Below are 24,743 nucleotides of genomic sequence, written 5' to 3' on the forward strand. Positions count from 1 at the left end.
CTGATTTGAGAGGCAAATCAAGTTATACATCATAACTATATAAAAGTAAAGTTAGCAAGGTGAAAGTATTCACCTTACTTATCTGCCTAAAAGGTCCGCAACGATCTTTGCAGCATCCCCTTCGCCTATGACCGTTACCATATCATCGAACTCAAGCACAAGGTTTCCATTTGCAATGAACGACTCATCGCCCCTTCTTACCATCAGCAACAGGCTATCCTCAGGAAGTGATAGCTCTTTGATGGCCTTGCCGGAAACCTTTGGGTTTGTGACCTTGACCTCAAGGATGTCACCGCCTTCGCCTACCTCGCACATAGAGAACATATGAGGCCTTCCCACCATATTGTCAAGGAAAAGTGCAGTACTCATGGCCGGACTCATGGCACGGATCTCAAGATCCCAGAACGCATGAAGGTTCTCCATGTTGTTTACCCTTGCAATTATCTGGTCTTCCTTGAAGCCGAACTTGGTCTTGGCTATCTGGCAGACCAGCAAGTTGGTATTATCCTGATCGGTACTTGCAATGAAATACTTTGCATTTTCGATGCCTGCTTTCTTAAGCACATTGACATCTTCGGCATCACCATGAACAACGCGTATTCCGGATTTCATCAAACGCTGGCAGTTCTCTTCAGAGGATTCAATAACAACAACATTTTCACCCCTTTTTTCAAACCTTTCAGAGAGGATCCTTCCGACTTCCCCTCCGCCTACTATAAGAATTTCCATAGGTATCACTCCTAAAAATCTAGCTACAGGTTTTGACAGGAAACCTGTCATGAACACAGTAATAATTACAGTTAAGAATACCAGACCAACAAGCTCCTGACCACCGGTTATATTCAGGCCATTGAGCTTAATTGCGAAATATGTTGCAATTGATGCAGGAACAACACCACGTGGGCCTACAAATGAGATGAACAACTTTTCTTTTGTCCTGAAAGTTGTCCTTGCAGTGCTGGCGAACACGGAAAGCGGTCTGACAAAGAATATCAGCAGCAATACAACAATGATACCGACAGCTCCGATCCTGAATATATCCTCGAACTTTAGCATTGCCGCCAGTAGAATGAAGATCAATGATAGCATCATGACCACAAGGTCTGATTTGAATTCCTTCAGCGCGGCTTTGTAAGGAACATTAGAAGTTCCTACAATAATACCGAAAAGCGCTACTGCAAGAATTCCTGATTCTGCACCCAATGACTCAGATATGACAAAAGTTGCTATCACGGAGGTAAATGTCACAAAACGAACTACCTGCTCAGAATGGACTGAGCGTGACAAAAATCGAGTTAGCAAAAAACCACTCGCTAAACCCATAACAAGACCGATCATCGCTCTGTAGAGCAAAAATCCCACAACTTCAAATCCGGAAAGTTCGGAAATAATTACCTCGAACACAAGTGCAGCCAGGATAACACTCACGGCATCATTGAGCACTCCTTCAAGTTCAAGCGCTTTGCTTACCCTGTGATTTACGCGCACCTGCCTTACAACAGGAGTGATCACCGTTGGTCCTGTTGCAGTAACCAATGCTCCGAATACGGCAGAGATATCAAGCGGAAGACCAACTATGTAGTAAGTGAAAAATGTTGCACAGATGAATGTGATCATCACACCCACCGTAACAAGACTGAGCACACCCTGCTGGATAGACCTAATAGACTTTACATCAATGTGAAGACCACCATCAAATACGATCACTGCCACAGATAATGAAACGATCGCCGTCAGGCCTTCCCCAAGAAGTGTCGGGTCCAGTATACCAAGAACTTCAGGTCCTATGATGATACCTTCAACCAGGAGGAAGATAAGAACAGGCATCTTGAACAATTTGCTCAGACTTTGAGCCAGCAGACTCATTATTAGAACAGCAAGTGCGATCTGCAACAAATATATTGATTCCACGATCATTCTCCAGAGTGTATGTAATTTAAGGATTACCAAATAACATCATGAAGATAACGCAATTAAAATATAAATTGTTTTTGAAAAACTGACCCTGATTGAGGTCATATTATAAAATTGACAGACCTTTGAAATAGTCTTAATAGACTTATAAAAAAAGAAAAGGTACAGACCGGGTAAACCCGGGTCTGTTTATTGAAATTATGCGATGGTTTCCCTGAACTTGTCACAGCAGTTGATGTTGATACCGAGGAGTTTCTCGATGTTCATCTTAGCTGCAATACCCTTTGCACAGCCAGGAACTGATGTGATTACGCCAATGTCGAGCTCTTCTCTGATCTCCCTCATGACGTACTCGTCGGAAAGGTCTGCGTTCTCGACACCGAGTTTCTTTGATACGAAGTCCTTTGCTTCGTTGATCCTCATGTTCTTTGTGAACTGCATCCTTGCAACAAGGTCACCAGCTGCTCTCATTCCGGTCATACCTGATGCCATGATGTGTGCAATTGGCATACCGAGTGGGTCGCCCACACCGATCTATATACCGTCGACGCCTGCGATCTCGACCATTGCCTTGCTTGCCCTGGTTACTGCATCTATTGGTGGTGTCTCAAGCATTGGGATACCGCCGACACCCATACCCATATCTACGTGACATGGTATTGGAGATGCCTCAACAGCTGCCTTCATGAAGGTAACTGAGCGACCAAGGTTCCATGCGGAGGTCTTGCTGGTGTTGGTGTTACATACAGGACCGAAGGTGTTTGCTCCTGCCTTTGCTGCAAGTAAAACCTGCTCGTGTGGCCAGAGACCTGCAAGTACTGTACCATCGTACTCAAGCTCTCCGTGCATACCGAGAACGAGTTCTCCTGCCATACCTGCATTGATGTACATGTTAGGGAATTCTTTCCTGAGTGCTTCAATAGCATTGAAGGATGCATATGCATCACCATCACCAGCTGCACCGATGGTATCGAAGTTGACACCGTCGCAACCGACGTGCTGAAGTCTCTGCATGATCCAGACCATGTCACGGATTCCGTGGTCACCAGCTTTCTGGATGGATTCCTGAGCTTCAGAGATCTTGAATGCTTTCATGAGGTCACCAGGGTTCTCGAATGGACCATCAGGAGTGTAGTACAGACCCATGTTTGGCATTGCACCGTAGAGCATAGGGATGACCATGTTCTGCTGGCAAACTTCCATTGTCTGCTGTTCCTGGGAGATAACTGGCTTGACAGGCTTGTAACTGTAGTCGATGTGACCGAGTTCCATTGTGTCTGCACCGAATGCGCGCTCGTGGATCATGGAACCGACGAGTCTGCTTGCAGGAATACCTACACCACTGTTACCCTGGTCACCATCGATCCTGATTGCACCGATGTCGTGTGTTACCGGAACTTCCATTCCTGGCTCTACACCGACAATTCTGCCAGGTGATGTGATGATATCGAGCATTTTCTCCATTTCATCTTCTGAGAGGGATGGGATGGTACCGAGGTCTGCTGCGTCAGCACAACCTGCTTCGATGTCAGCCATGATGTCTTCCTTGCTCATGAAGATCTTTGCGCCGTCACCCATTCTTAAGAAATATTCTGTTGCCATGTATTACACCTTAGTATTAGATGAACTTATAAGAGGAGTTCTTTTGCTTTTACTACAGCTTCACTTGCGTTTTCTGCATAGCAGTCTGCGCCGATCTTCTTTGCCCATGCGTCTGTTGCTGGAGCGCCGCCGACCATTACCTTGATACCATCTCTCATGCCGTTCTCCTTGAGAAGCTCAATGACTTCTTTCTGGCCCTGGAGGGTGGTTGTCATAAGTGCGGAGAGACCGACCATGTCAGCGTTGGTTTCCTTGATCTTGTCGATGAAGTTCTGGAGTGGAACGTCCCTGCCAATATCGTGGACTTCAAAGCCTGCTGCCTGGAGCATGGTTGATACGATTGCCTTACCGATGTCGTGAACGTCACCCTCGACGGTACCGTTTACAATTACACCGAGCTTGCTGCCTGCGCCTTCACCGGATGCAAGTTCGTCCTGAAGTAACTCTACACCAGCGGACATTGCATCTGCTGCCATCATAACGTGTGGAAGGAAGAGTTTTCCTCTCTCGAAGAGTACACCGACTTCGTTCATACCTGCTGCGAGACCGTTGTCGATAAGTTCTACTGCTGGTGCCTGGCCCTTTGCCTTGCCTACTGCAGCGATTACATCATCTTTCTTGCAACTTACTACCGCATCGGATAGTTCTTTGAATAATTCTTCTGTTGTCGTTTTAAAACCTCCTTTGAAAACAATTCTATGACGATCCCACAGGGATCTTATAGAAAATGTAAATGTAGTTGGCGGATATGCCCGGGGATATTACCCGGTGCTTACCCAAAAGCCCAACTACATATATATATTTTGTGTTTCGCGTCCTTAGAATTGGGACACAAATGTCCTTGCCTGCCACAATGCGATCAAACCGATCACAATGACTGCAATCATCCAGGTGTATTCTGCTGCTGGCATAGGGGCGGTGGTCATATCAAAACCAGGGCCATAGTAAGCAACTGTTAAATCGTTCATTACTCCCATAATCAAACCTCCTTATACATACTCCAGACATGCATCTGATGAACGAACCTTTCCGAAGTCAGTGATCACATACTTGTGCAAGAGGAAGCCTTTCTTGTATACGCCATCCTCATCTACCTTTGACTCCACAGATTTAAGCATACCACCTGAAGCGAGCTCGAGGATATCGAAGTTGATTGAATCCCTGCCGAAATTGCTGTTCATGTTGTATTCTTTCTGCATCTGTGTGACGATCTCGTTGTTCCAGTGTTCCTTCTCATCAGTGAAAAGCTCAAGCAACCTAAATTTTATCGGGCGTAATCCTGCCATTTTACTCACCTCTCAGAGATTCTGCATCACCTGTTTCTTCGGAAATCATTACAAAGCTACCGAGGACACAAAGTGCACCACCGACAAGTACAGTCCATGCTGGCACCTGTGCCATGAACAGGTACATGAAAATTACAGCACAAAGACCGTAAAGGTTTCCGATACCCTGACCTCTTCCAACACCGATGAGTGGGAATGACTTATACCAGGAAACGTAGCAGTAACCGAATGTGATACCTGCGAATCCAAGGACTATGATTGAAAGTGGGTTGAATGCAGCGAGTGCATACTCGAACATTGGATAGCCAACGAGTGCGAAAATTGGTATTAGAATGATCCAGTAGATAGAAGCCTCTCCGATGAACCTGATAGTGATACCAACATCAGGCTCTGCGATGTCAAGACCTTTACCAGCGATTGCACCTTCAATACCCCATCCGAGTGCTGCCATCAGACCACCAATGTATCCAATGTAATTGATACTACCGGATGTGATCTCAGTGATTGCTCCACCAACGAAGATAGTAAGACCACCAACAATGATGACAAGGATACCCATCCATGCTCTCTTGGAGATCTGTTCACCATACCATTGCCTTGCAAGAACGGAACCGATCACAGGGTACAACAAAGCTGCGACTGCTGCGAATCCTGCTCCAATGAATCCAATTGCGATGAATGAACCAAGTATAGCAATAGGTCCACCAAAGATAGATGCAAGGAAGAACCATTTACTGCATGGGTGGAACTCTTTCAGTGTCCTCTTCATCTCACCGAATTTACCAAGATATCCATTCCATATCAACAATGCAGCTATAACAGTTAATGCATTGAATGCAGATATCAAAAGAGCTACAGCAATGGTTGCCATTGAACCACCGTGTGTTGCATCAATAGCTACCCACATTGAATCAAATGGAGGTACTGCCCAGATAATAGTACCTGGAATATACCATATACCCCATAAGATTGCACAGAATAGGGCCCACATATAACCCTTGTTCATTTTCCTTTTATTTTCTAACTTCTTCAATTCTCTTATATCCAAAAGGACTCCTCCTCCAACTCTTTTTATAATGATAATAATTGATACAAGTTATAATATATACAGATAAATCAGCTTAAAGAATTACAGTGAAGAGTTCTTACGAACACTCCACTGCTCTTCCAAAGCAGATTTACTCAGCTGCTGCGTTACATTTAACGACTGCGTCTGTTGCGTTCTCTGCGTAGATGTCTGAGCCGATCTTGTCTGCCCAGTCCTGTGTGACAGGTGCGCCACCGACCATGGTCTTGACTGTGTCACGGATTCCAGCTTCCTTGAGCTGCTCTTCGATCTGCATCTGAAGGACCATTGTTGTGGTCATGAGTGCGGAAGAACCGATTACAAGTGGCTTGTGTTCCTTGACTGCATCGACGTATGTAGCGATTGCGACATCTCTACCGAGGTCAACTACCTTGAATCCAGCGATCTTGAGCATTGTTGCGACAATGTCCTTACCGATGGAGTGGATGTCACCCTCGATTGTACCGATGACGATTGTTCCCTTAGATGCTGCTGCGCCACCCTGTGCCTCAAGGACAGGTGTGAGGACTGCTACACCAGCGCTCATTGCTTCGGATGCTGCAATGACGTGTGGAAGGAAAAGGGTACCCTGTTCGAACTGGTCTCCTATTTCGTTCATACCTGCGGTAAGACCATCCTCAATAAGGGATACTATATCGACTTTTGCTTCGATTGCTTCTTCACATATCTCTTCAACAAGCTCGTCATCGAATTCCATGACTGCAGCTTTTGCTTTTGCGTTAATTTCATCCTGTGATACCATTTTTAAAACTCCTTTATTTATTTAGATAATTATGGGCCAATTTACATGCTGGCTCTGAAGGCAGTATCTGCCTTGTCCACTACAGCCTGCATGTCTGCAAAGAGGTCAGCGTCGATAGCCTTTACCTCGTGGTTCTTCATGATGTCAACAACCTTCTCGTGTGCGACGGTTGCAATATCCTTGGAACCTGCTGCTTCCCAGTCTCCGAACATGTCCCTGTCAAAGAGCTCTGGAGCAGATACGAGATTGAGGTTGTTCCTGGTTTCCTTGTGTGCAAGGAAGTTGTTACCGATTCCTACCTTCTGGATGGATGGTACAGCGAGTGTCTCGTCTGATACTGGGATACCGCGCATTGCAGACCTTGTCATCTTAATGATGTCAGCATCGATTACAAACTGCTCAAGGGAGAATGTCATACCGAGCTCGAGCATACCTCCACCGTAAATGGTGTTACATCCGGCGAATGCTGGGAGCAGGGTGGTCATTGTCTTCTCGTGGCCTGACTGTGTGTCTGGGACCTTGGCATCTGCCTAGGTACCTGCAACATAGGATGGGAGGCCATAGTACTGACCCATCTTACCGACTGCAGCGCTGATAAGACCGAGTTCTGGTGCACCGACTGGAGCTGTTCCTTTCCTCAGGTCGAAGGTTGTGGTTGAGCTACCGTAGAATACTGATGCACCTGGCTGGACGAGCTGTGCAAGTACGATACCTGCGAGGATCTCTGCGTTGTGTGTAACGAGTGTACCTGCTCTGAATACAGGAGAAGATCCACCGGACATTGCCATACTCAGTACATTCACTGGCATACCGAAGCGTGCACCTTTGATGATGACCTGACATGCGTTGACACTGAGCTCGAGTGGGCTGGTTGGGCAGAGAAGCATGGACATGATTGGCTTCTTGCGAGCTTCCTCAGAGTCGCCACCATAGTATGCGTCGACAATTCCCTTGTAGTACTCGACATTCTCACCGACAGGGTCGATGTGGTGGAAGTGTTTGCTAGTGCCTGCGAGAGGTGTGAGGGTCTCGTGGACATCCTGTGCTCCCTTTCCTGCCCAGTCCCTTGCGGAAACGGTAAGAGACATGTAGCTGAACTCATCGAGGTAGTCACAGACCTTTGCGGTATCTGCAATGTCCTGATCAACAGAGTCGACTGTCTCGTACTTGCCTGGTGAGATGTAATTGCACATCTTGACACCGGTACCGAAAGGTATGTAGTGGACCTTACCTTTGTGCTCCATATCGACGGTCTTCTTCTTGTCACGACCATAAAGCAGGAACCTGGATGGTGCGTCCATAAGTGACCTGTTTACAAGGAACTCTGGGATCTTTACTACCTGGGTCTTCTCATCGACTTCACAACCAGCTTCCTTGAAGATTGCCCTTGCTTCTGGGTCAGATACCTGGATACCAGGGTTAAGGAATACTTCCATTGAAGCGTAGTGGATAGCTCTCATGTCATCATCGGAAAACAACTCTAACTGGATACCATCAAGAGGGAATCTTGCTGGGTACATACCTTCTACCATTTTCTTTACAACTCCTTTATTTATTTTTTTAGTAAGGCCAGGTCACATCCTGATCGAATGTTACTGACCATAATACTGACAGATCGCATCCAAAAGCGATGAATGCAGTCGTGCCAACATTAAATGTTTCGAAATGAAACCCTGCAAAATGTTTCATGCATGCAGTGCATAAATGCCAATCCCGAAGGAACACATGCAGATCCATAATACAGCATTTCATATGTGCATTGCAACATCCAATGGAAACACAATATTTCAACCCAGGCAAACATCTACAGGAGATCAATGCCAAAGGGATCTAATTGAGTCGCTCCATCATCCGTTGTCAGACACACTTTCGATTTAACTGATACTACCCTGTTTTCAACACGAATATATATATTTGCTGGTTAAGTTATCGAAAAATATATGATATAAAATGTCCTCATGCGGACATATTTTAGGGTTTTGGACCTGATCTTTTTTTTACAATAATGACAAATCAAGAAGAGTTGCTCATCAAATATATAACATACAAATAACCCGATCGAATCAAAAAACAAGGTCAGTCGAACCATATGGAGAATATATGATGAATATAAGCAAAATAACACAAGAAAAGTTGCTCCTATATATCGAATATACACATGTGCCAATTGACAGTTATGTTTTATTTATAAAGAGAGAGTGAGTGAAACATCATACTTTCAAAAGACATATAATAAGCAAAAATGAAACACAATTTTGCAAAAGGCTTAAATAGCAAAAAGAAACGTCGCCCTGACTCAGGGCGACAGAAAACAATGCCATAACATATGGCAAAATGCCGATCATTCCTTAATAGAAATGGTCTTATAATGAATCGCAGACACCGGACAGATCGAAACACACCGCCTGCAGCTGGTACCAAGGCACCTTTCACTGTTATAATTTGCAAACAATTCTCCATCACGTTCGATCATGGTGATAGCATCTTCAGGGCATTCTTCCTCACACTTATGGCAAAGGATACACTCCGGAGCTTCCTCTTCAATGATGATCCCAAGATCACTGACGATCTTCAACCCTTCCTTTCCGACCTCGTCAATGTCCTTTGCAACCCTCTTCTCAATACCCGGATTCTCGAATGTCTCTGGAAGGGGTGGAAGCTTGTACATACCGAGCATCTGATTGTACATATCTATAGGCATACCCTGGGTCCAGTAGGAAAGCTCACACACATAAATGTTAGAGAATGTGTCGCTTGTTGCCATCATCAGGTGATCTGCCTTGATCTTCTTTGCGACCTCAATAACTTCATCCAGTTTGGACTCATCCATTACAAGGTCCCTTGCAAGAGCAACTGAGGTATTACCAAATTGTACAATATTGTGTGCGAAGTTAGGACATGAACCCAGTTTTCTTGCCTTGTCTGCATTCACATACGCACCGGTAGCACCAGCCATATACATATTCTCAAGGTCCTTGTACTCAACACCGGATGCCAACAGAAGGGTCATCTGTGCAGCCCTGATAGCACCAATTGCTTTTCCTGCCTCTTCAATATCCTTCTCGGTAATTTCAATCCTATCCCCAAGTACAAGTTTACCATTTGGGATCTCCGGGATCTTTGTAATAATACCAGTCTCAATAGCCAAAGAAAGTGCAGCGATAGCACCTGTACCGGTCACACCTTTTGCAACGATTTCTGAAGGCTCCTTGATCACACCGGTAACCGGATCTATCAAGTGCCCTTTACGTTCGGTCATAAGCCCATCGAGGATCGTGACCCTCCAGTAGTCACCTTCTACATTCACATCAGAGATAGCACCGGGGCTTGCCAGCATACCACAACTCATACCCTGACCTTCTATTGCAGGCCCTGCTGCAGCACTTCCGGTTATGATCTTGTCACCTACTTTAATGGCCATTTCTGCATTTGTACCATAATCAGTTACCATCGAAGGGACTTTCATGTCCATGAAATCAGTCTTGATCATCATAGCCAGCGCATCTGCACCGATCTCGTGTTTGATAGCAGGAGGAACGATCAATGTACAATTGGGAAGGTCCACGATACCCTCGAACAATTCGCTTGCAGGAAATACCCTTGCATCACGAGAAACATTCTCAACACCAAGTTTCTTTTGTTTGTTCTCACCAGCATAGGCAAGGTCCCTGATCTCTATATTCTGGAATAAGGATAACTGTATAGGATTACCACACACAGCGAGCCTCTTGATAAGAGTAGTATCAACATCCAGTTCTTCAAATATCCTGCTAACAGTGTCCAGTATGATCTCGTGTGCAAGATCAGCACCCACCTGAATAGCAAAGTCCAGATGATCCATTACATTCCCACCAGGAAGCGGGTGCCTCATGGTAATAGCAGTCTTTAAGACTTCCTTAGCTTCCAGATCGATCAATTGAGCACGAAAACCACTTGTTCCCAGATCCAATGCAATACCATACATTTTGATTACCTCTGACTTGTAATATTTAATTTCAGTAATAGATAGACATATGCATTAAAAAAAACAAGTTAATGATATATAAGGGCTTTGTATAAACCATACAAAACCCCTTGGAATGCGTTAACATGTGTTAACATTCGATAGCAAGAGAGAAAGAATATTGCACTAAATAAAATAAAAAAGTTAAAAGTCAGAAAACTTTTAAAAATCCGAGAAATTCAATCACTCACAATTACAGTTACAATTGCAACCACACTCAAAGTCAAAGCCCAGAAGGAAACTTCCGGTACCATGTTCACTTTCAAGACCCATCCTTTCCTTCAGATACTCATCTGTTGGCGGAGAAGGTGATGCAAGGGTCGCATTACAAATATGAGGCAGTTCCTCGATCTCATCACAGGGCTTTGGCGGCAATACCACAACAAGAGGCTCGGATTTACAGTTCAGAGATGTCAGTACAGATTTATCATATATTACAATGTTACCGATCACAAGGGAATCACTACTTTGTTCAAGTGATTTTATTTTGTCCTCATCAGCAATGTCCTCACCAACAACCTTGTCATCATGCATAAGGATAACATTCGGACCACATGGCCACTTATACTCCATTGTTGTCTGGAAAGGTATAATGACATCACGCTGAAGAACGGCCTTTACACCTTTATTGTCACCCCTGCCAAGTCCCATCAAGGTCATTTGGTCTGCTTTTTCCTCAAGTTGAGCTATGGTCTTACGGTCCTCCTCATTAAGTACCAGTGTTTTACCAACACCGACCATACATTCTAATCCTTCCCGTACCGTTTTGATAATCTCATCTTTTTCCATGACAATCCCTATACCTGCTTGTAGGTTCAAATTAACATGATCACAGAGGCAATTTGAAGAGATACAATAGCGAATTACCTATTCCACTTTGCTTATATAAGCATATCGAATATACTTCAAAAAATCAAAGTAATTGATTAGTAACGATCAAGTGGAAAAAAGAAACAAAGAACAGGCCTTAAATATACTTCAAATTGATCAGGATGTGACGGTTTTGCATCTGATTCACAAAACCCTTATATACAAAGTTTACTATAATAAATAGTACAGGATTATCAGAATAACGATAAGTATTGCTTCTAATTGACTTTCATTACCCATATAGAGGATCAACATGACAGACATCACAGTGAATTCAAGAATTTGCGGTTTTACACACAAGATACACGGAACCAAGGACGGAAAGAACGTTAAGATAAAGATCGAAACCCAATGTCCAAAGGTCAAGAATATTTCCGAGCTTGAAGTGCCAATGATGCAGCTCTTTGGGATCAAAGAGAATATTGTCACCGCTAAAGCACAAGAAGGAAACTGTTGCGCAACATGCCTGGTACCATGCGGAGTCCTTCATGCATGCAATCTTGAACTGGGACTTATCTCCCAAAAACTTGCAAAGGATGTAGGCGACCTTAGTATCGAGTTCGAGTGAACCGGAACAGATAGAAATAACATTATCTGATTACATGATCAGATCAAAAATGATTTATGAGATCGGCCTAATGATGCCGATCTTTGGTTCATAACATTGCCCCTTTGCAAGCAAAGACCTGACTGCTGAATCCACTGCCTTTTCATTTATGTTGCGGGAATTCGCAACTGAAAGAAGATCCATATACCCCACACCTTTCCCATCATCAAGCTCTTCCAGCAATTCCATTACGACAACATCTATGTCTTTATCGCCATCTGCAGAAGATACAAGATCAATAGAAATAATACACCTTTTAACTACGGACCTCAGTTCATTCAGATAATCAGCGCCAGTACCATAATTATCAATGGCCAGACAGATGCCCTCTGATAAATTCGAGGGAATTACCATATTTTCCGGGCAATTGCACGAATCAGGATCATTTTCGCATAAGGACAACATTTTTGAAAAAGCATCGATCCTGTCAAGAGTCAGTTCTGCAGTATCAATTACCCAGCAATTGCGCATAGCTTCATCGGCCAGATGGATCTCTTCAGGCCTCAGGGATATTATCGGGCTTCCAGCATCCGGCTTATATACACGCACCTTCCCAACTACGGAAACGAATGCAGGGGTTTCAACGGATGACAGGAATATAGCTGCTTGTGGTTGATACTGACCGGCATATACTGTAAAGGCACCTGAAGGATCAACCACACGGGCTTTCCATGTGTCCGTTTCAGTGCCTACATTATCAACCTCCGTGATAACACCAACAATGAAAACACGATTTACCATTGTTCCCACCGGAGTAAGAAGGTAATTTGGAGTATGACCCTCTGAATTTATCGCTTCTTCGATAGTAGAATGTATTGTAGAGCTTGAATCGTTCAACTCTTTTGCAAATATCCTGTGTGCAATTTCACGCTCAACCATAAAGATCACTCCACCCCTTCAAGTCGCTCCAGAAGAACTGATACCCGCATATCAAGGTCTTCAGATGGAACCCATACTGATTTTGCTACGAATGTAACACCATACTCGACCTTAGAAGTATTCCCTCGCACACCGAGATAATGCCCTGTAAGAATACTTTTCATATCATCATAAACAACATTTGCAGACATTTCCTTACCCATAAGAGACTCAGACTCCTGAAGTGTCTTACCATAAACGATCTCGGAAAGTTCCCGATTCAGCATAACAAGAAGAGAGCCTGTTCCATCATCGAGGATTAGCTTGATACGCATATCCCGGATCCCCTCCACCACACCATGTGAGCGGCACGTGTTCTTCATAATAACACGATTACATTCAGGACAGCGGGCGATCACGCCGGAACCCGGACGTACGGAAACAATGTTCCCTTCCACTGACACATCGAACATACCCTCATTTTGTAAAACATCGCCTAAAGGCAATGGTTTTGGCGGCAGGTTCACTGATGCGAAAGTGAAAGACAGGTGTTCTTCAGGCCCGACAATATGAACCGAGGTTGATTCATTCAGGTGTATGGAAGGAACACCCCGATACATGCTAACCGATGCATCCTCAAAGCGCACTATGGTACCGATGTCCACACCATCAAGAAGAGACCATGAAACAAAAGGCAATCTACTGGTCTCATCAGCCATAACACCTTCTATAATTGTAAGGTCCTTTCCTTTTACATTAACATCCCTGTGATATAGCTCAATGACTGCTGCCACTGAACTTATGAACATGTCCGAATAGCCAACCTCACCCAGCTTTTTAACAGGAGTTACTGAAAGTTCTGAGATATCAGGAAGATATGTTTCCTCAAGAAGTTCTACTTCCGATCGATCCCCTATACTAACTTCTGCCCTGTTATGCCAGGCCCTTACGCTGGCATTCCGGACCCTTACAGCATCCCCGGGATTTAGTGAGAGGGCCTTCCACGATGTGAAAGAGCACAATCCGGACTCATCAGCAAGTGCCCCGGAAAAGATAGTTACACTATTACCGCGTAAATTGACATTCTTTTCATTGATATTGAGAATACGAACCTCAAGCGCTATTCCTTTGTCACCGATGGCAAGATCGTTTACCTTTTTTAGTACAGGAGAATCATTTTGGAATTTCTTAAGAATTGATCTCTTTGCTTCATCTATAGGTACACGGTACTTTAACAACAGCTCCAGTTCATCTTCTATAGTTGATCTGCTTATATTTCCTAGCGCCTTTGTTAGCTCTTCAATATGAGGCGCAAATTTCTTGTCCATACTGTCTTCCCTCACGTGTGAGATGTTTACATAATCTAAGCCATACACACATAAATAAGGCATACCTAAATTATTAAAAGGAAAATAAAGGACTAAATTCCAAAATACATATTTATATGGCATTTTAAGATAATCGAAACATATTTATAGATTTTTAACTAAATTAAGGATACAAATCTAGTCAATTAGAAATAATATATATAAAACGAGGTTATAAAAAATGCCCATACTACCATTGGCTTCTGTAGAACGTTTAATTCGCAGTGCAGACTCAGAAAGGGTCAGTGAATCTGCAGCATCTGCCCTTTTAGACATACTGGAAGATTACGGTGTGAAAATATCAAAGGAAGCCATAATCTATGCAAACCATGCCGGAAGAAAAACTGTAAAAGCTGAAGATATAAAGCTGGCATATGACATGCTCACAAAGCCTCGTGATTAATGCCCTATTCCTTTTTTTAATTTAACAGATCGATAGCACCCATTCCTGCAAGGGTCACCAATGTTACTACAATACCTGAGATCATAACACCTGCTGCTATCGCCATCATTGCATGCCTGAACTTAATGCCAAACACAAAAGCAGCTGCACAGCCAGTCCATGCACCTGTAACTGGCAATGGAACTGCCACGAACAGAGTAAGTGCGAGTGTGCCATAACGTTCCATATTCCGAGAATGTTTTTGACGGGTCCTTGTAAAAAGCCAGTTGAAGAAAGAGTCACCTATCCGGAACTTTCTGAGAAAAGAAGACACGGGATCCAAAAAAAGCAAAAGAGGGATCACAGGTAGCATATTTCCCACAATTGCAAGCAAATAGGCATCTATTGGATCAATTCCATAGACCCCGATAGCAATAGGGATCGCACCACGAAGCTCTGAGATCGGCAATGCACTGAGAACTACCGTTGCCAGCCACGAGGGAACACTTGCGAGTGCATCCAGCAATTGCTCTTCGAAAGGCATTACCTTATTACTCCTTTGTCAAAGCAAAATGTGCCAGCAAAGCATCAAGCTGTATTCTTTCGTTGGCACCTTCAGTAAGCCTGAAATCAACTTCTCCGATCATATCCATAAGATCAACCATACGCTGACCGGATACTTCCATATCAAAGATAGCGCGATATATCTGCCCGACGACATCTTCTCCTGAAAGACCTTTTTCCAGCATCAAAACATCAAGTTTTTTGCGTGCCAGTACAAAATTACCGGATAGTGCAGTCTTGAGCAGTTCCATGATCTCTTCCGGATGAGCTGTTGCAGTTATCCTGTATATAGCATCCTTGTGGATCGTCTTATCAAAAAGAGCTGCTGCCTGAAGAGCATTTATTGCTTTTCTCATGTCACCCTGAGCAACATACTTCAATGCATCCATACCATCTTCAGCAATTGAGAGACCTTCCTTTTCTGCAATATGCCTGCACCTTTCAGCTACAGAATCTTCAGTAAGGTGACGGAATCGGTAAACAGCACATCTTGACTGGATAGGTTCGATTATCTTTGAAGAATAATTGCAGGACAGGATAAAACGACAGTTACTGGTATAGCGCTCCATCGTACGACGCAGTGCAGACTGTGCATCAGATGTTAAAGCATCTGCTTCATCAAGGAAAATGATCTTGAAGTCGGCACCACCAATCGGAGAGGTCTTCGCGAAGTTCTTTATCTTCGTCCTTACGACATCGATACCGCGCTCATCTGAAGCATTGAGTTCCGTGAAGTTCTCACGCCAGCCATCTCCGAACAGTTCCCTTGCAATGGACACAGCCGTTGCGGTCTTTCCAACCCCGGGAGGACCTGAGAACAACAGGTGAGGAAGATTACCGCTCTTTACATATGATATCAGCCTTTCCGTAGTTTCCTTTTGACCCACAATGTCTTCAAGCTTAAAAGGCCTGTATTTCTCGATCCATATCTCTTCTTTTATTTCGAACCCTCCAGTCATAACTGATAATCTATGATATCGATGCAGGAAGAATAAGGTTGATGTTACTTTTTAATCTTTCGTGACGTGACAGGAAAAAGAAAATAGAATATAAGGACCATGCTTCCCGAATACATGACCCTTAACGATGAGAACGGAATGAACCGTACTCACTTATATACATAGTTGTAAGCGATCTTGCCGATAACCGGAACCTTGACCTTTGAACCTCTCCAGGCAATGAACATGAGAGAAAGCCAGACGAAGAGGGAAAAGAATCCTCCGAAATCAGCAAGCAGCCAACCGACGTATGGGATCCATGCGACCAGGAAGACGGTTGCTGTCAGGATCATAAAGACCATTGCTGACTGGATCGCGTGGAAACGGACAAACTTGTTCTCCTTCTCAATGAAGAGGAAAAGCACACCAGTCATCCAGAATCCCAGATAGCACAGTATACCTACAATGTTCTCATTAAGTCCGATGGAAGTCTTGTATGTCATATAATCACTCCACTCCTTATCTCATTTCAATACATTTTTGCGGGCATTTCTCAACACAGATGCCGCAGGCTGTACATTTGTCCTGATCGATCTCTGCAAGGAACTTCGTTACTGTAATAGCATCTTCCGGACAGTTCTTTTCGCAGATCTTACAGCCGATACATCCAACTTCACAGACTGCCTTTACAGTCTTACCTTTGTCATGTGAATTACACTCCACGTGGACCTTCTCGGAATCCTTTGCAAACATGAGCACATCGTTAGGGCATGCCTCGATACAAAGACCACAGCTCTTACAGAGGTTCTTGTTCACAATAGGAAGACGGTCCTCGCCGATCGTAATAGCATCGAATGGGCATGAACGCACACATGTTCCGCGACCCATACATCCGTAATTACAGCCCTTCTCACCGTCAGAAAGCATGATCACAGCAGTACAATCCTGGATACCTACGTAATCGAACCTGTCAACGCATTTGCTACCACCATTACACCTGAGGAATGGGTACTCCTTCTCTGCTTCTGAAACATCCTGACCGAGAATTCCACCGATCTCCCTTGCAGTCTCAAAACCACCCACAGGACAGCCATCAAGAGGAGCATTCTCCTCCACGACACGCTCTGCAAAGTCTGCACATCCTGCAAACCCGCAGGCACCACAATTAGCACCTGGAAGGACCTCTACGACCTCTTCAACAAGAGGATTGGTTTCTACCTTGAACAGCCTTGAAGCTGCGATCAGCATGATACCGATCACAAGACCAAGACCACCGAGGGTTGCCATTGCCTGGATAAGTAAAGTAGTGAGGCTCATATTGGGATCACTCCGAAATAGTTAACAAATGCCATTGAGAGCATTGTTGCGATGAAGAAAGCCTGAGGGAGACCGCGAATAGAAGACGGAACACTAACAAGAGTGCTACGTTCCCTGATACCGGACATCATCAACATGACAATAGTGTAACCAAGACCTGCTGCAACCCCGAACACAACACTCTGTATGAAAGAGTATTCGTTCAATACATTGAGCAACACAACACCAAGAACCGCACAGTTAGTTGTGATAAGCGGGAGGTAGATACCAAGTGAACGATATAGTGAAGGAATGTTCTTCCTTACAACGAACTCCACAAGCTGTACAAGAGCTGCGATCACCACAATGAAACTGATCAAACTAAGGAACTCAAGCTTTAACGGTATCAATACGTAAGAGAATATAAGATACGACACCGTTGCCGCCATTGCCATTACAAAAATAACAGCACCTGACATTCCTGCAGCACTCTTTGTATCCTTGGTAACACCCACGAATGAACACAGGCCAAGGAACTGGATAACCAGGAAGTTCTTTATGAACACACCATCCATGAATATCTGGAAAAGACTTGCGTCAGCTGCCATTTTAGCCACCTCTTGCGAGCTTTTTTGCTCTTCTATAATTGACTATTGCCATCAAAACACCTATTGTAAGGAAAGCTCCTGGTGAAAGGATCATGTAAGTGATAGGGTTAATTGGGATCTGGATGACTTCCAGACCAAAGATCACTATCTGACCGGTTCCGAGAAGTTCCCTGATACCTCCGATGAGCACAAGGACAAGAAGGAAACCAGTTGATATTCCCAGTGCATCAATGAACGAATAGAACATGTTGTTCTTATTAGCATATGCCTCCGCACGCCCGATGATGATACAGTTGACAACAATAAGGGGAATAAAAACACCCAGTGCCGCATACATCGGTGGGAAATAAGCCTTCATTACCATCTCTACGATCGAAACGAACGTTGCTATTATCAAAATAAATATTGGTAACCTCACAGAAGCAGGGATCTGCTTCCTCAGGCCGGAGACCAGCAGGTTGGAACAGATCAGTACGAAAGCCGTTCCGGCTGACATACCAATTGCATTTTCAATAGACGTGGTAACCGCCAATGTAGGACAAAGACCCAATACCAAAGCAAATATAGGGTTATCTTTTGTAATTCCACGAATAAATTCACTTAAAGCATTCATCATATCACCTATTAAGCCTCTGCTCCCTGTATAACTTCAACCTGGGCATTCAGGGCATCTACTACTGCCTGAGATGATATCGTGGCACCGGTAATTGAATCAATTGCACCACCAGACTTTGACAAACTCAGGTCTGCTACTTTTACGTTTTTGAACTGATCCTTAAAAGCGGGTTCAGTTATCTTTGAACCTAATCCAGGAGTTTCTGTGTGGGACATGACACTCATACCACTCATCTCATTGAATGAAGCATCAACACCACCGGCAATTTCCAATAGACCTTGTGCACCGGGATGTTGTCTGAAGAAAGCATACCCGATAAGATTTCCGGAACCGTCTTTAGCACGATAGTAAAGTATTTCCCGGTCGCCCTCATCATTAATGATCTCATCACCGTATACTGCCTCAAATTCTGCTGCCTGGGGCATTAGCTCAGCAAGTGTTGCAGTCCTTGCTTCTTCATAGTTCTTCTTTAATTGTTCACTTGTAGGCACATATGTTACAGCCAGAAGTGCTGAAGCGATCACAGAGATCAGAACCAGCTTACCTATGATAACTACTACATCCTTGTTTGAATCAGTCATCTAATAACACCTCCAGACGGTCCTTGAAAGGAACCTTTGAAAGAATACTCTTGTACTTGCGCTGCAAGAAAGTCTCAGAACCATAAGATCCCGGAAGTGTGTTGTTATCGATCAATGCTGAAACACAATTTGCAAGGAACAGACCATAGAAGGTCGCATCGACATAATTTGCAAAGTGACCATATATTACTACCAGAACACCACAAACGACCCCATAGATCACACGCCCGTTCTTTGTAACAGGTGAACTTGAAGTGTCCGTTGCCAGGAACAATACCCCAAACAGAACAACACCAAGAACAACGTATGACAAACTGTCACCCAGAAGAACTGCGAGCAATACAGTGGTCACGAAGAAAGAAACTGGAATCCTCCATTCAACATAACGAAGTAATATTAGTATGCCACCTGCAAGCAACAATGCAAGCGGAGATACACCTGCCATTACACCTGCACCATGCTCAAGTACAAGATCTGATAAAGCCGTTGTCTGCGGATAAGATGCAGGGTTCATTAGTGACCACCATGCAAGGCTCAGGAATACCCATGCAGCGAGTACAGGGTTGAACACATATGATCCGATACCACCAAACGCATGCTTGCCTATTCCGACCGCAAAGACAGAACCTATCATCGGGATCCACAATGGAACTTCCGGCGGTACCACCATGGCGATCATTAGACCAATAAGAATGGCATGCCCATCTGCAATCGTTATCTTCTGGCCAAATGCTTTCTGTATTGCAACCTCTGTCACAACTGCTGCCAGAATACCTGCAATGACCAATCCTATTGCAGGAAGGCCAAATAGATATACAGATAGCAGGACAACAGGTACAAGAGCAATTATCTTGGCCCACATTATCTTATTAAAAGTAATATCCTCTTTTTTATGAGGAGGAGCTGAAATCGTAAATGTCATCTTATTCGCCTCCACCGCAGCCACATCCTAACTTAAGGTTAGTAGATGATTCTTTTGGAGCAAAGTCTTCATACGCCTTTTCGATAGAATTCTTTGCATATTTTATAAGCTGAAGAACATGTATCTTTGAAGGGCATACGGCTGCACATCTGCCACATTCAACACAATTCATAATATGCATCTGACGACATTCATCAAAACGTCCCTGGTCAGATAGTGCTGCGATCCTGCTAGGTACGAGGTTTACAGGACATACATCAACACATCTTGCGCAGTGAGTACAATCGACGAATTCACCCCTCACAACATCATCTGCTGACTGGACGAATATGGATGTCGTTGTCTTGCTAACAGGCACTTCATCAGTATACTGTGCTACACCTGTGATCGAACCATTTGCGATCAGTTTACCAGGTTCACCGACATAGCCACCACATGCATCAATTACATCTTTGAAAGTAGTTCCGATCCTTACAAGGATCTTCTGTGGATTCTTCACCTTTCCGGAAACTGAAACCACGGTTTCGATATATGGTTTTCCGGTATTCACTGCATCATAAAGTGCTTTTGCAGATTTCACACTGCATATAGCAATACCGACATCAGTAGGATCACAGCCAAAAGAAACTTTTCTACCCGTTACATTATAAGTAAAAAGATCAAGGATCTTCTTTCCATATATGTGGTCCTGTGATGCGACCACAATATCCGAAGACATCTCTTTAAAGTAATATTTGATCTTCCTCTTGCCGATCAGCGGAGCAACAGTAATGTTCTTTCCATCGAAGTTCAATCCGTTAAAAGCACTGATGGATTCAAGATCATCATTCCTGAGGACGATAGCACCTTTTGAAGCTCCTGCAGCCTTCATCAGCAATTTCAATGCATCAAGCATCTGTGATGAATACTGAGAAGGAGTATCGTAGTGCCCGCCGATCCATTCTGAAGACGTAGCATTTACCAGGACGAGATCTATCTTCTTACCTTCAGGTTTCAGGACCATATGTGTCGGGCATCCATAATGCTCAACAATACCAGCATCCTTTATCAGATCTGCAAGTTCAGAAGCCTGAACATCCTTTGACTTAAGATCAGCACACTCTGCTTCTTCAGATGGCTGGATCACAACACTGTTCACCTTGTTACCGTTGGGGTGGGGAGCTTCCTCGATGGAAATAACTTCCCCGGATACACTTGAATGAACAGATGCGGAATTATATGCTCCGCATTCACCTATCTTCTGCCCTTCACACACCATATCCCCTTTCTTCACAAGTGGTTCACATGCTGTACCATCATGCTGCTTTAAAGGAATAATGACCTTCTCAGGCATATTTTTCATAATATTGACCTTTGTCACAAACACCAACTCCTTAGAACGCAGGCTCCCTTTCAACTTCAGGAGGTTTTGCCCCTGGTATGGTCGCATCGATCGTCTTTAATGTGAAATCTGTTGGAGGATCCGTCTGTGCAGGATCGGAATCATAGCCAATCAGCTCCCAGTCAATTGCTGTAGCAGTTGAACCATGGCAATCAGCACATTCTAATGGATCTGCCATTCCTACCTCTGAGCCTGCGATGTTGTGGCTCAACCTGTAATGAAGATCAACGGTCCTGAGCACAGCATACGGATAATCAGCTTCACCATCAGCATCACCGTCATAGCCCCTCATCTCATCGACTGTCACCATACCATCCCGGTCTGCATCAGCAGCTTCCACATATGCTACAGCTATCGGGTCACCAATCTCCTTGCTTGTGTCAGGTGACTCTGCAACCTCAGGGTTCACACCCTCATCCCACCAGATACCGGTTACGATATTGAAAGGTGCAAGTTTCACATCAGCATCATCCTTCCCATCAGGAATGTTCAGTTCATCCTCACCGAAGCCATTGGACCATGCAAGCACAGGAATTATTGTTTCCGTCTTGAAGGAATCAACACGTTCACCGTTCGACCAGTCAAATGACTCAAGTGTCGTTCCACCTGGAAGTTCTCCTCCCGGAAGTGCAGGAATATGACAGGACTCGCACTCTACGGTCTCAAGGTGAGCATCAGCGATAGGTCCGTGTGAGATGCCTGCATGACAATCTGCATCATCACAGCTGCGAGTCTCAGCTTCCAATTCATGAATATTTTCAACATCCGCCTTTACCAGAAGACTTGAATGTGAGATCTCATGACATTCAGCACATTCTACCTCAGCATGTACATCAAATTCCTCATAATCAGGTGCAGACCACATTACTGCTGTAGTAGGGATATTTGCCTCATGGCAATTCTCCGCACATGATTCTTTTGCAGGAGCACCATTGACAGTGTCGTGGAACAACAATAACAGTGGAAGTGGAGTAACAGCATTTGAGAAATAGGTGAACTTTCTGATATTATCTTTCTGCACTGCGGCATTTGCATCCACCATAGCTGCTGCATTTGCATTTTCAAAGTCTCCTTCAGCAAACTTCATAGCACGTGCATCAAAATCATACATACCATACTGCTCATGGCAGACCATGCAGTCCACATCTACGCCATACTCTTCCAATGCCCCACCGCCAGGATGATAAGCACCATAGCGTTCGACCCATTCGTCTTCGCCCTCTACCTCAATATCAAAGTTTGTCAGTGGATCCCATTCATCGATATCTCTTTGAATATGGGTGTTGGTCTCCACATGATCCGATACCGTGAAGTGACAACCTCCACAACTTGAGTCCGACCATTCTCCTTCAGTCATATAGTGATGAGCGATCGCTTCATTGCCACTATAACCCATGCTTGCGAAAACGCCTGCAAATGCGAAGATGAAAATGGCGGCTGCCAATAGTATTACCTCTAATTTTGCCATATGATCCCCTCTTAATCCTCTGCCACGTCCTCCAATTCCTTGAGGACAACACCGATAATCGTAGTCAGATGCTGCTCTTCCAGAACAGTCATATCATCAGAAACGTATTTGTGCAGCTCAAAGCTCTTGGGGATCTCTCTTACATTAAAATCAAAGACCTTATCCAAAATGCCTTTCTTTGGCGTTATGCCTAAAAAGTTTACATCAAGACGATTTCCAACCTTGTGTGCCTTCACTTCTACCTTGTCCAATGGAGAACCGGACTTCACGTAGATCATGTGATGATCGCCACCAAAGTGTTTTTCGATCCCCTTCCAACCATATTCTTCTATGATCTGATGAATTGCAACAGCGAGATACTTGTCTTTACCAGTATTCCCACCCGATGCAACTCCTGCACTAGAATTACTCATACAAACACATCCTATCATGAATAATAATTAACATCTGTCGATTAATATAATTGCCAGAATCATTGATTGCGAATATTTATAGGTTTCGAAATAAGCTTAATATTAAGCATATCTATCCCTACAGCATGGACAAAAAAACAGTTCTATTGCTAGTATTAATCGTTATAGTTTCCATTTCATTCACAGTATTATATGAGGAGCAGGAGAACAGTTTACCCATTGAAAGTAAAATGTTTTATACTGATTCCCGCAGTATAATGGACACAACCGTTACAATCGCCATCTACGATCTTAATGAAGAACATGCGGTACAGACTATTGACAAAGCTTTTGTAAGAGTTGGCGATGTCGATGACGTAATGAGCAGTTACAAAAACGATAGCCAGGCAAGTATCCTGAATGAAAGATCAAGACTTGAAGGCGCCTCATCAGACCTAATTTACGTTATTGAACGGTCCATGTATTATTCTACCATAAGCAACGGTGCATTTGACATCACAATAATGCCAGTACTTGACCTCTGGGCAAGCAAGTTCAGTCCCGGTGGAACATACCAGCCACCTACCCAGGAAGAAATTAATACCACTCTCGAACTTGTTGATTACAGAATGATAACCATCGAGGATGGAAATATCTCCATGGAACCAGGTATGAAGATCGCCCTTGGAGGAATAGCAAAAGGATATGCTGTTGACCAGGCCATAGAAACGTTGACATCACAAGGCATAACAAGCTGTTTTGTTGATGCAGGTGGAGACGGACGATACATTGGCACAAAGCCCGATGGAACCATGTGGACAGTAGGACTCCAGAACCCCGACAAACAGGGAGATTTCATCACAGTAATGCAGCTTGAAGATCTGGCTGTTGCAACAAGTGGTAACTACGAGCGTTACTTCAGTGATGCTGCAAAGGTATCCCATATATCCGATCCAAGAACCGGATACTCAGTTAACGAATTGATCAGCGCAACCGTCATTACAGAAACAGCCATGGATGCTGATGCCCTGGCAACCACTGTGTTCGTACTTGGAAAAGATGAAGGAATGGAGCTCATCGAAACCCTTGAAGGAGTCGAATGCCTGATAATCACGTCAGATAAAAGGATACTTCGATCGACTGGCTTTGCAGAATATGAAACAACACTGGAATAATTGAAAAATCAGGAAGTAACAGGAACAATGGCCAAGCGCCACATTCCTGTTATCATTATAATATCAGATCACATTCGATCAAAT

At 44.0% G+C, this 24,743-nt stretch carries 24 protein-coding genes and 2 pseudogenes; 3 read left to right on the plus strand and 23 right to left on the minus strand.

Going from position 1 to position 24,743, the window contains the following annotated elements; genetic code table 11:
* Positions 1 to 78: 78 nt before the first annotated feature.
* From LI82_RS10015 to LI82_RS10065, 10 genes and pseudogenes are all read right to left on the minus strand, one after another.
* A complete protein-coding gene (locus LI82_RS10015; protein ID WP_236622749.1) occupies positions 79 to 1,917 on the minus strand; it encodes a cation:proton antiporter domain-containing protein in 1,839 nt (612 codons plus the stop codon).
* Positions 1,918 to 2,112: 195 nt separating this feature from the next.
* Positions 2,113 to 3,516: pseudogene (gene mtbB, locus LI82_RS10025) on the minus strand ([dimethylamine--corrinoid protein] Co-methyltransferase).
* Between the two features lie 26 nt (positions 3,517 to 3,542).
* Positions 3,543 to 4,211, minus strand: coding sequence for a dimethylamine corrinoid protein MtbC (gene mtbC / locus LI82_RS10030; protein ID WP_048195446.1), 669 nt, complete (start codon positions 4,209 to 4,211; stop codon positions 3,543 to 3,545).
* Positions 4,212 to 4,334: 123 nt separating this feature from the next.
* A complete protein-coding gene (locus LI82_RS13160) occupies positions 4,335 to 4,493 on the minus strand; it encodes a hypothetical protein (RefSeq protein WP_160174980.1) in 159 nt (52 codons plus the stop codon).
* Between the two features lie 12 nt (positions 4,494 to 4,505).
* Positions 4,506 to 4,802: a hypothetical protein gene (locus LI82_RS10035; protein WP_048195448.1), complete on the minus strand. Its 297-nt coding sequence runs from the start codon at positions 4,800 to 4,802 to the stop codon at positions 4,506 to 4,508.
* A 1-nt stretch (position 4,803) separates the two neighbouring features.
* On the minus strand, positions 4,804 to 5,850 hold the full coding sequence (locus LI82_RS10040) for a DMT family transporter (protein ID WP_048195450.1): 1,047 nt from the start codon (positions 5,848 to 5,850) through the stop codon (positions 4,804 to 4,806).
* Positions 5,851 to 5,980: 130 nt separating this feature from the next.
* Positions 5,981 to 6,631, minus strand: a complete 651-nt coding sequence (locus LI82_RS10045; RefSeq protein WP_048195452.1) for a corrinoid protein — start codon at positions 6,629 to 6,631, stop codon at positions 5,981 to 5,983.
* A 41-nt stretch (positions 6,632 to 6,672) separates the two neighbouring features.
* Positions 6,673 to 8,163 (minus strand): annotated as a pseudogene (gene mttB / locus LI82_RS10055) ([trimethylamine--corrinoid protein] Co-methyltransferase).
* A gap of 809 nt (positions 8,164 to 8,972) precedes the next feature.
* A complete protein-coding gene (locus LI82_RS10060) occupies positions 8,973 to 10,595 on the minus strand; it encodes a methylamine methyltransferase corrinoid protein reductive activase (protein ID WP_048195458.1) in 1,623 nt (540 codons plus the stop codon).
* Positions 10,596 to 10,817: 222 nt separating this feature from the next.
* Entirely contained in the window at positions 10,818 to 11,423 is a 606-nt protein-coding gene (locus tag LI82_RS10065) for a hypothetical protein (protein ID WP_048195460.1), read from the minus strand.
* A gap of 334 nt (positions 11,424 to 11,757) precedes the next feature.
* Here LI82_RS10065 and LI82_RS10070 point away from each other — a divergent pair, with 334 nt between their 5' ends.
* On the plus strand, positions 11,758 to 12,072 hold the full coding sequence (locus tag LI82_RS10070) for a DUF6951 family protein (RefSeq protein WP_048195462.1): 315 nt from the start codon (positions 11,758 to 11,760) through the stop codon (positions 12,070 to 12,072).
* A gap of 54 nt (positions 12,073 to 12,126) precedes the next feature.
* On the opposite strand, the gene LI82_RS10075 is transcribed toward LI82_RS10070, so the two are convergent.
* Both LI82_RS10075 and LI82_RS10080 read right to left on the minus strand, forming a co-directional pair.
* Entirely contained in the window at positions 12,127 to 12,990 is an 864-nt protein-coding gene (locus LI82_RS10075) for an RPA family protein (protein WP_048195464.1), read from the minus strand.
* A 5-nt stretch (positions 12,991 to 12,995) separates the two neighbouring features.
* The gene (locus LI82_RS10080) at positions 12,996 to 14,297 is read right to left on the minus strand and encodes a Single-stranded DNA binding protein (RefSeq protein WP_048195466.1); all 1,302 of its coding nucleotides are present in this window, start codon (positions 14,295 to 14,297) and stop codon (positions 12,996 to 12,998) included.
* A gap of 220 nt (positions 14,298 to 14,517) precedes the next feature.
* On the opposite strand from LI82_RS10080, the gene LI82_RS10085 reads away from it, so the two are divergent.
* Positions 14,518 to 14,739, plus strand: a complete 222-nt coding sequence (locus tag LI82_RS10085; protein WP_048195467.1) for a histone family protein — start codon at positions 14,518 to 14,520, stop codon at positions 14,737 to 14,739.
* A 16-nt stretch (positions 14,740 to 14,755) separates the two neighbouring features.
* On the opposite strand, the gene LI82_RS10090 is transcribed toward LI82_RS10085, so the two are convergent.
* The 11 genes from LI82_RS10090 to LI82_RS10140 form a co-directional block, all read right to left on the minus strand.
* Positions 14,756 to 15,262: a COG2426 family protein gene (locus LI82_RS10090; protein WP_048195468.1), complete on the minus strand. Its 507-nt coding sequence runs from the start codon at positions 15,260 to 15,262 to the stop codon at positions 14,756 to 14,758.
* Between the two features lie 7 nt (positions 15,263 to 15,269).
* Positions 15,270 to 16,241: a replication factor C small subunit gene (locus tag LI82_RS10095; RefSeq protein WP_048195469.1), complete on the minus strand. Its 972-nt coding sequence runs from the start codon at positions 16,239 to 16,241 to the stop codon at positions 15,270 to 15,272.
* A gap of 149 nt (positions 16,242 to 16,390) precedes the next feature.
* Positions 16,391 to 16,723, minus strand: coding sequence for a DUF4870 domain-containing protein (locus LI82_RS10100; protein ID WP_048195470.1), 333 nt, complete (start codon positions 16,721 to 16,723; stop codon positions 16,391 to 16,393).
* Positions 16,724 to 16,739: 16 nt separating this feature from the next.
* Positions 16,740 to 17,537, minus strand: coding sequence for an Rnf electron transport complex subunit RnfB (rnfB, locus tag LI82_RS10105; RefSeq protein ID WP_048195472.1), 798 nt, complete (start codon positions 17,535 to 17,537; stop codon positions 16,740 to 16,742).
* A complete protein-coding gene (gene rnfA / locus LI82_RS10110) occupies positions 17,534 to 18,124 on the minus strand; it encodes an Rnf electron transport complex subunit RnfA (RefSeq protein ID WP_048195474.1) in 591 nt (196 codons plus the stop codon). Before rnfA ends, rnfB begins: the two co-directional genes overlap by 4 nt.
* A gap of 1 nt (position 18,125) precedes the next feature.
* Positions 18,126 to 18,737 carry an Rnf electron transport complex subunit RnfE gene (gene rnfE, locus LI82_RS10115; protein WP_048195476.1) on the minus strand — a complete coding sequence of 204 codons (612 nt, stop codon included), beginning with the start codon at positions 18,735 to 18,737 and terminating at the stop codon, positions 18,126 to 18,128.
* An 11-nt stretch (positions 18,738 to 18,748) separates the two neighbouring features.
* Positions 18,749 to 19,321, minus strand: a complete 573-nt coding sequence (gene rnfG / locus LI82_RS10120) for an Rnf electron transport complex subunit RnfG (RefSeq protein WP_048195478.1) — start codon at positions 19,319 to 19,321, stop codon at positions 18,749 to 18,751.
* On the minus strand, positions 19,314 to 20,243 hold the full coding sequence (gene rnfD, locus LI82_RS10125; RefSeq protein WP_048195480.1) for an Rnf electron transport complex subunit RnfD: 930 nt from the start codon (positions 20,241 to 20,243) through the stop codon (positions 19,314 to 19,316). Before rnfD ends, rnfG begins: the two co-directional genes overlap by 8 nt.
* A gap of 1 nt (position 20,244) precedes the next feature.
* A complete protein-coding gene (gene rnfC, locus LI82_RS10130) occupies positions 20,245 to 21,603 on the minus strand; it encodes an Rnf electron transport complex subunit RnfC (protein ID WP_081955817.1) in 1,359 nt (452 codons plus the stop codon).
* Positions 21,604 to 21,616: 13 nt separating this feature from the next.
* Entirely contained in the window at positions 21,617 to 23,092 is a 1,476-nt protein-coding gene (gene mmcA / locus LI82_RS10135) for a methanogenesis multiheme c-type cytochrome (RefSeq protein ID WP_048195482.1), read from the minus strand.
* Between the two features lie 11 nt (positions 23,093 to 23,103).
* Positions 23,104 to 23,505, minus strand: coding sequence for a hypothetical protein (locus tag LI82_RS10140; RefSeq protein ID WP_048195484.1), 402 nt, complete (start codon positions 23,503 to 23,505; stop codon positions 23,104 to 23,106).
* Between the two features lie 125 nt (positions 23,506 to 23,630).
* Here LI82_RS10140 and LI82_RS10145 point away from each other — a divergent pair, with 125 nt between their 5' ends.
* Positions 23,631 to 24,659 (plus strand): FAD:protein FMN transferase, encoded by a 1,029-nt coding sequence (locus LI82_RS10145; RefSeq protein WP_048195486.1) that lies wholly within the window; start codon positions 23,631 to 23,633, stop codon positions 24,657 to 24,659.
* The last annotated feature ends 84 nt before the right edge of the window (positions 24,660 to 24,743 follow it).

The sequence above is a fragment of the Methanococcoides methylutens genome, from assembly GCF_000765475.1.
In the GTDB taxonomy this organism is placed as follows: Archaea; Halobacteriota; Methanosarcinia; order Methanosarcinales; family Methanosarcinaceae; genus Methanococcoides; species Methanococcoides methylutens.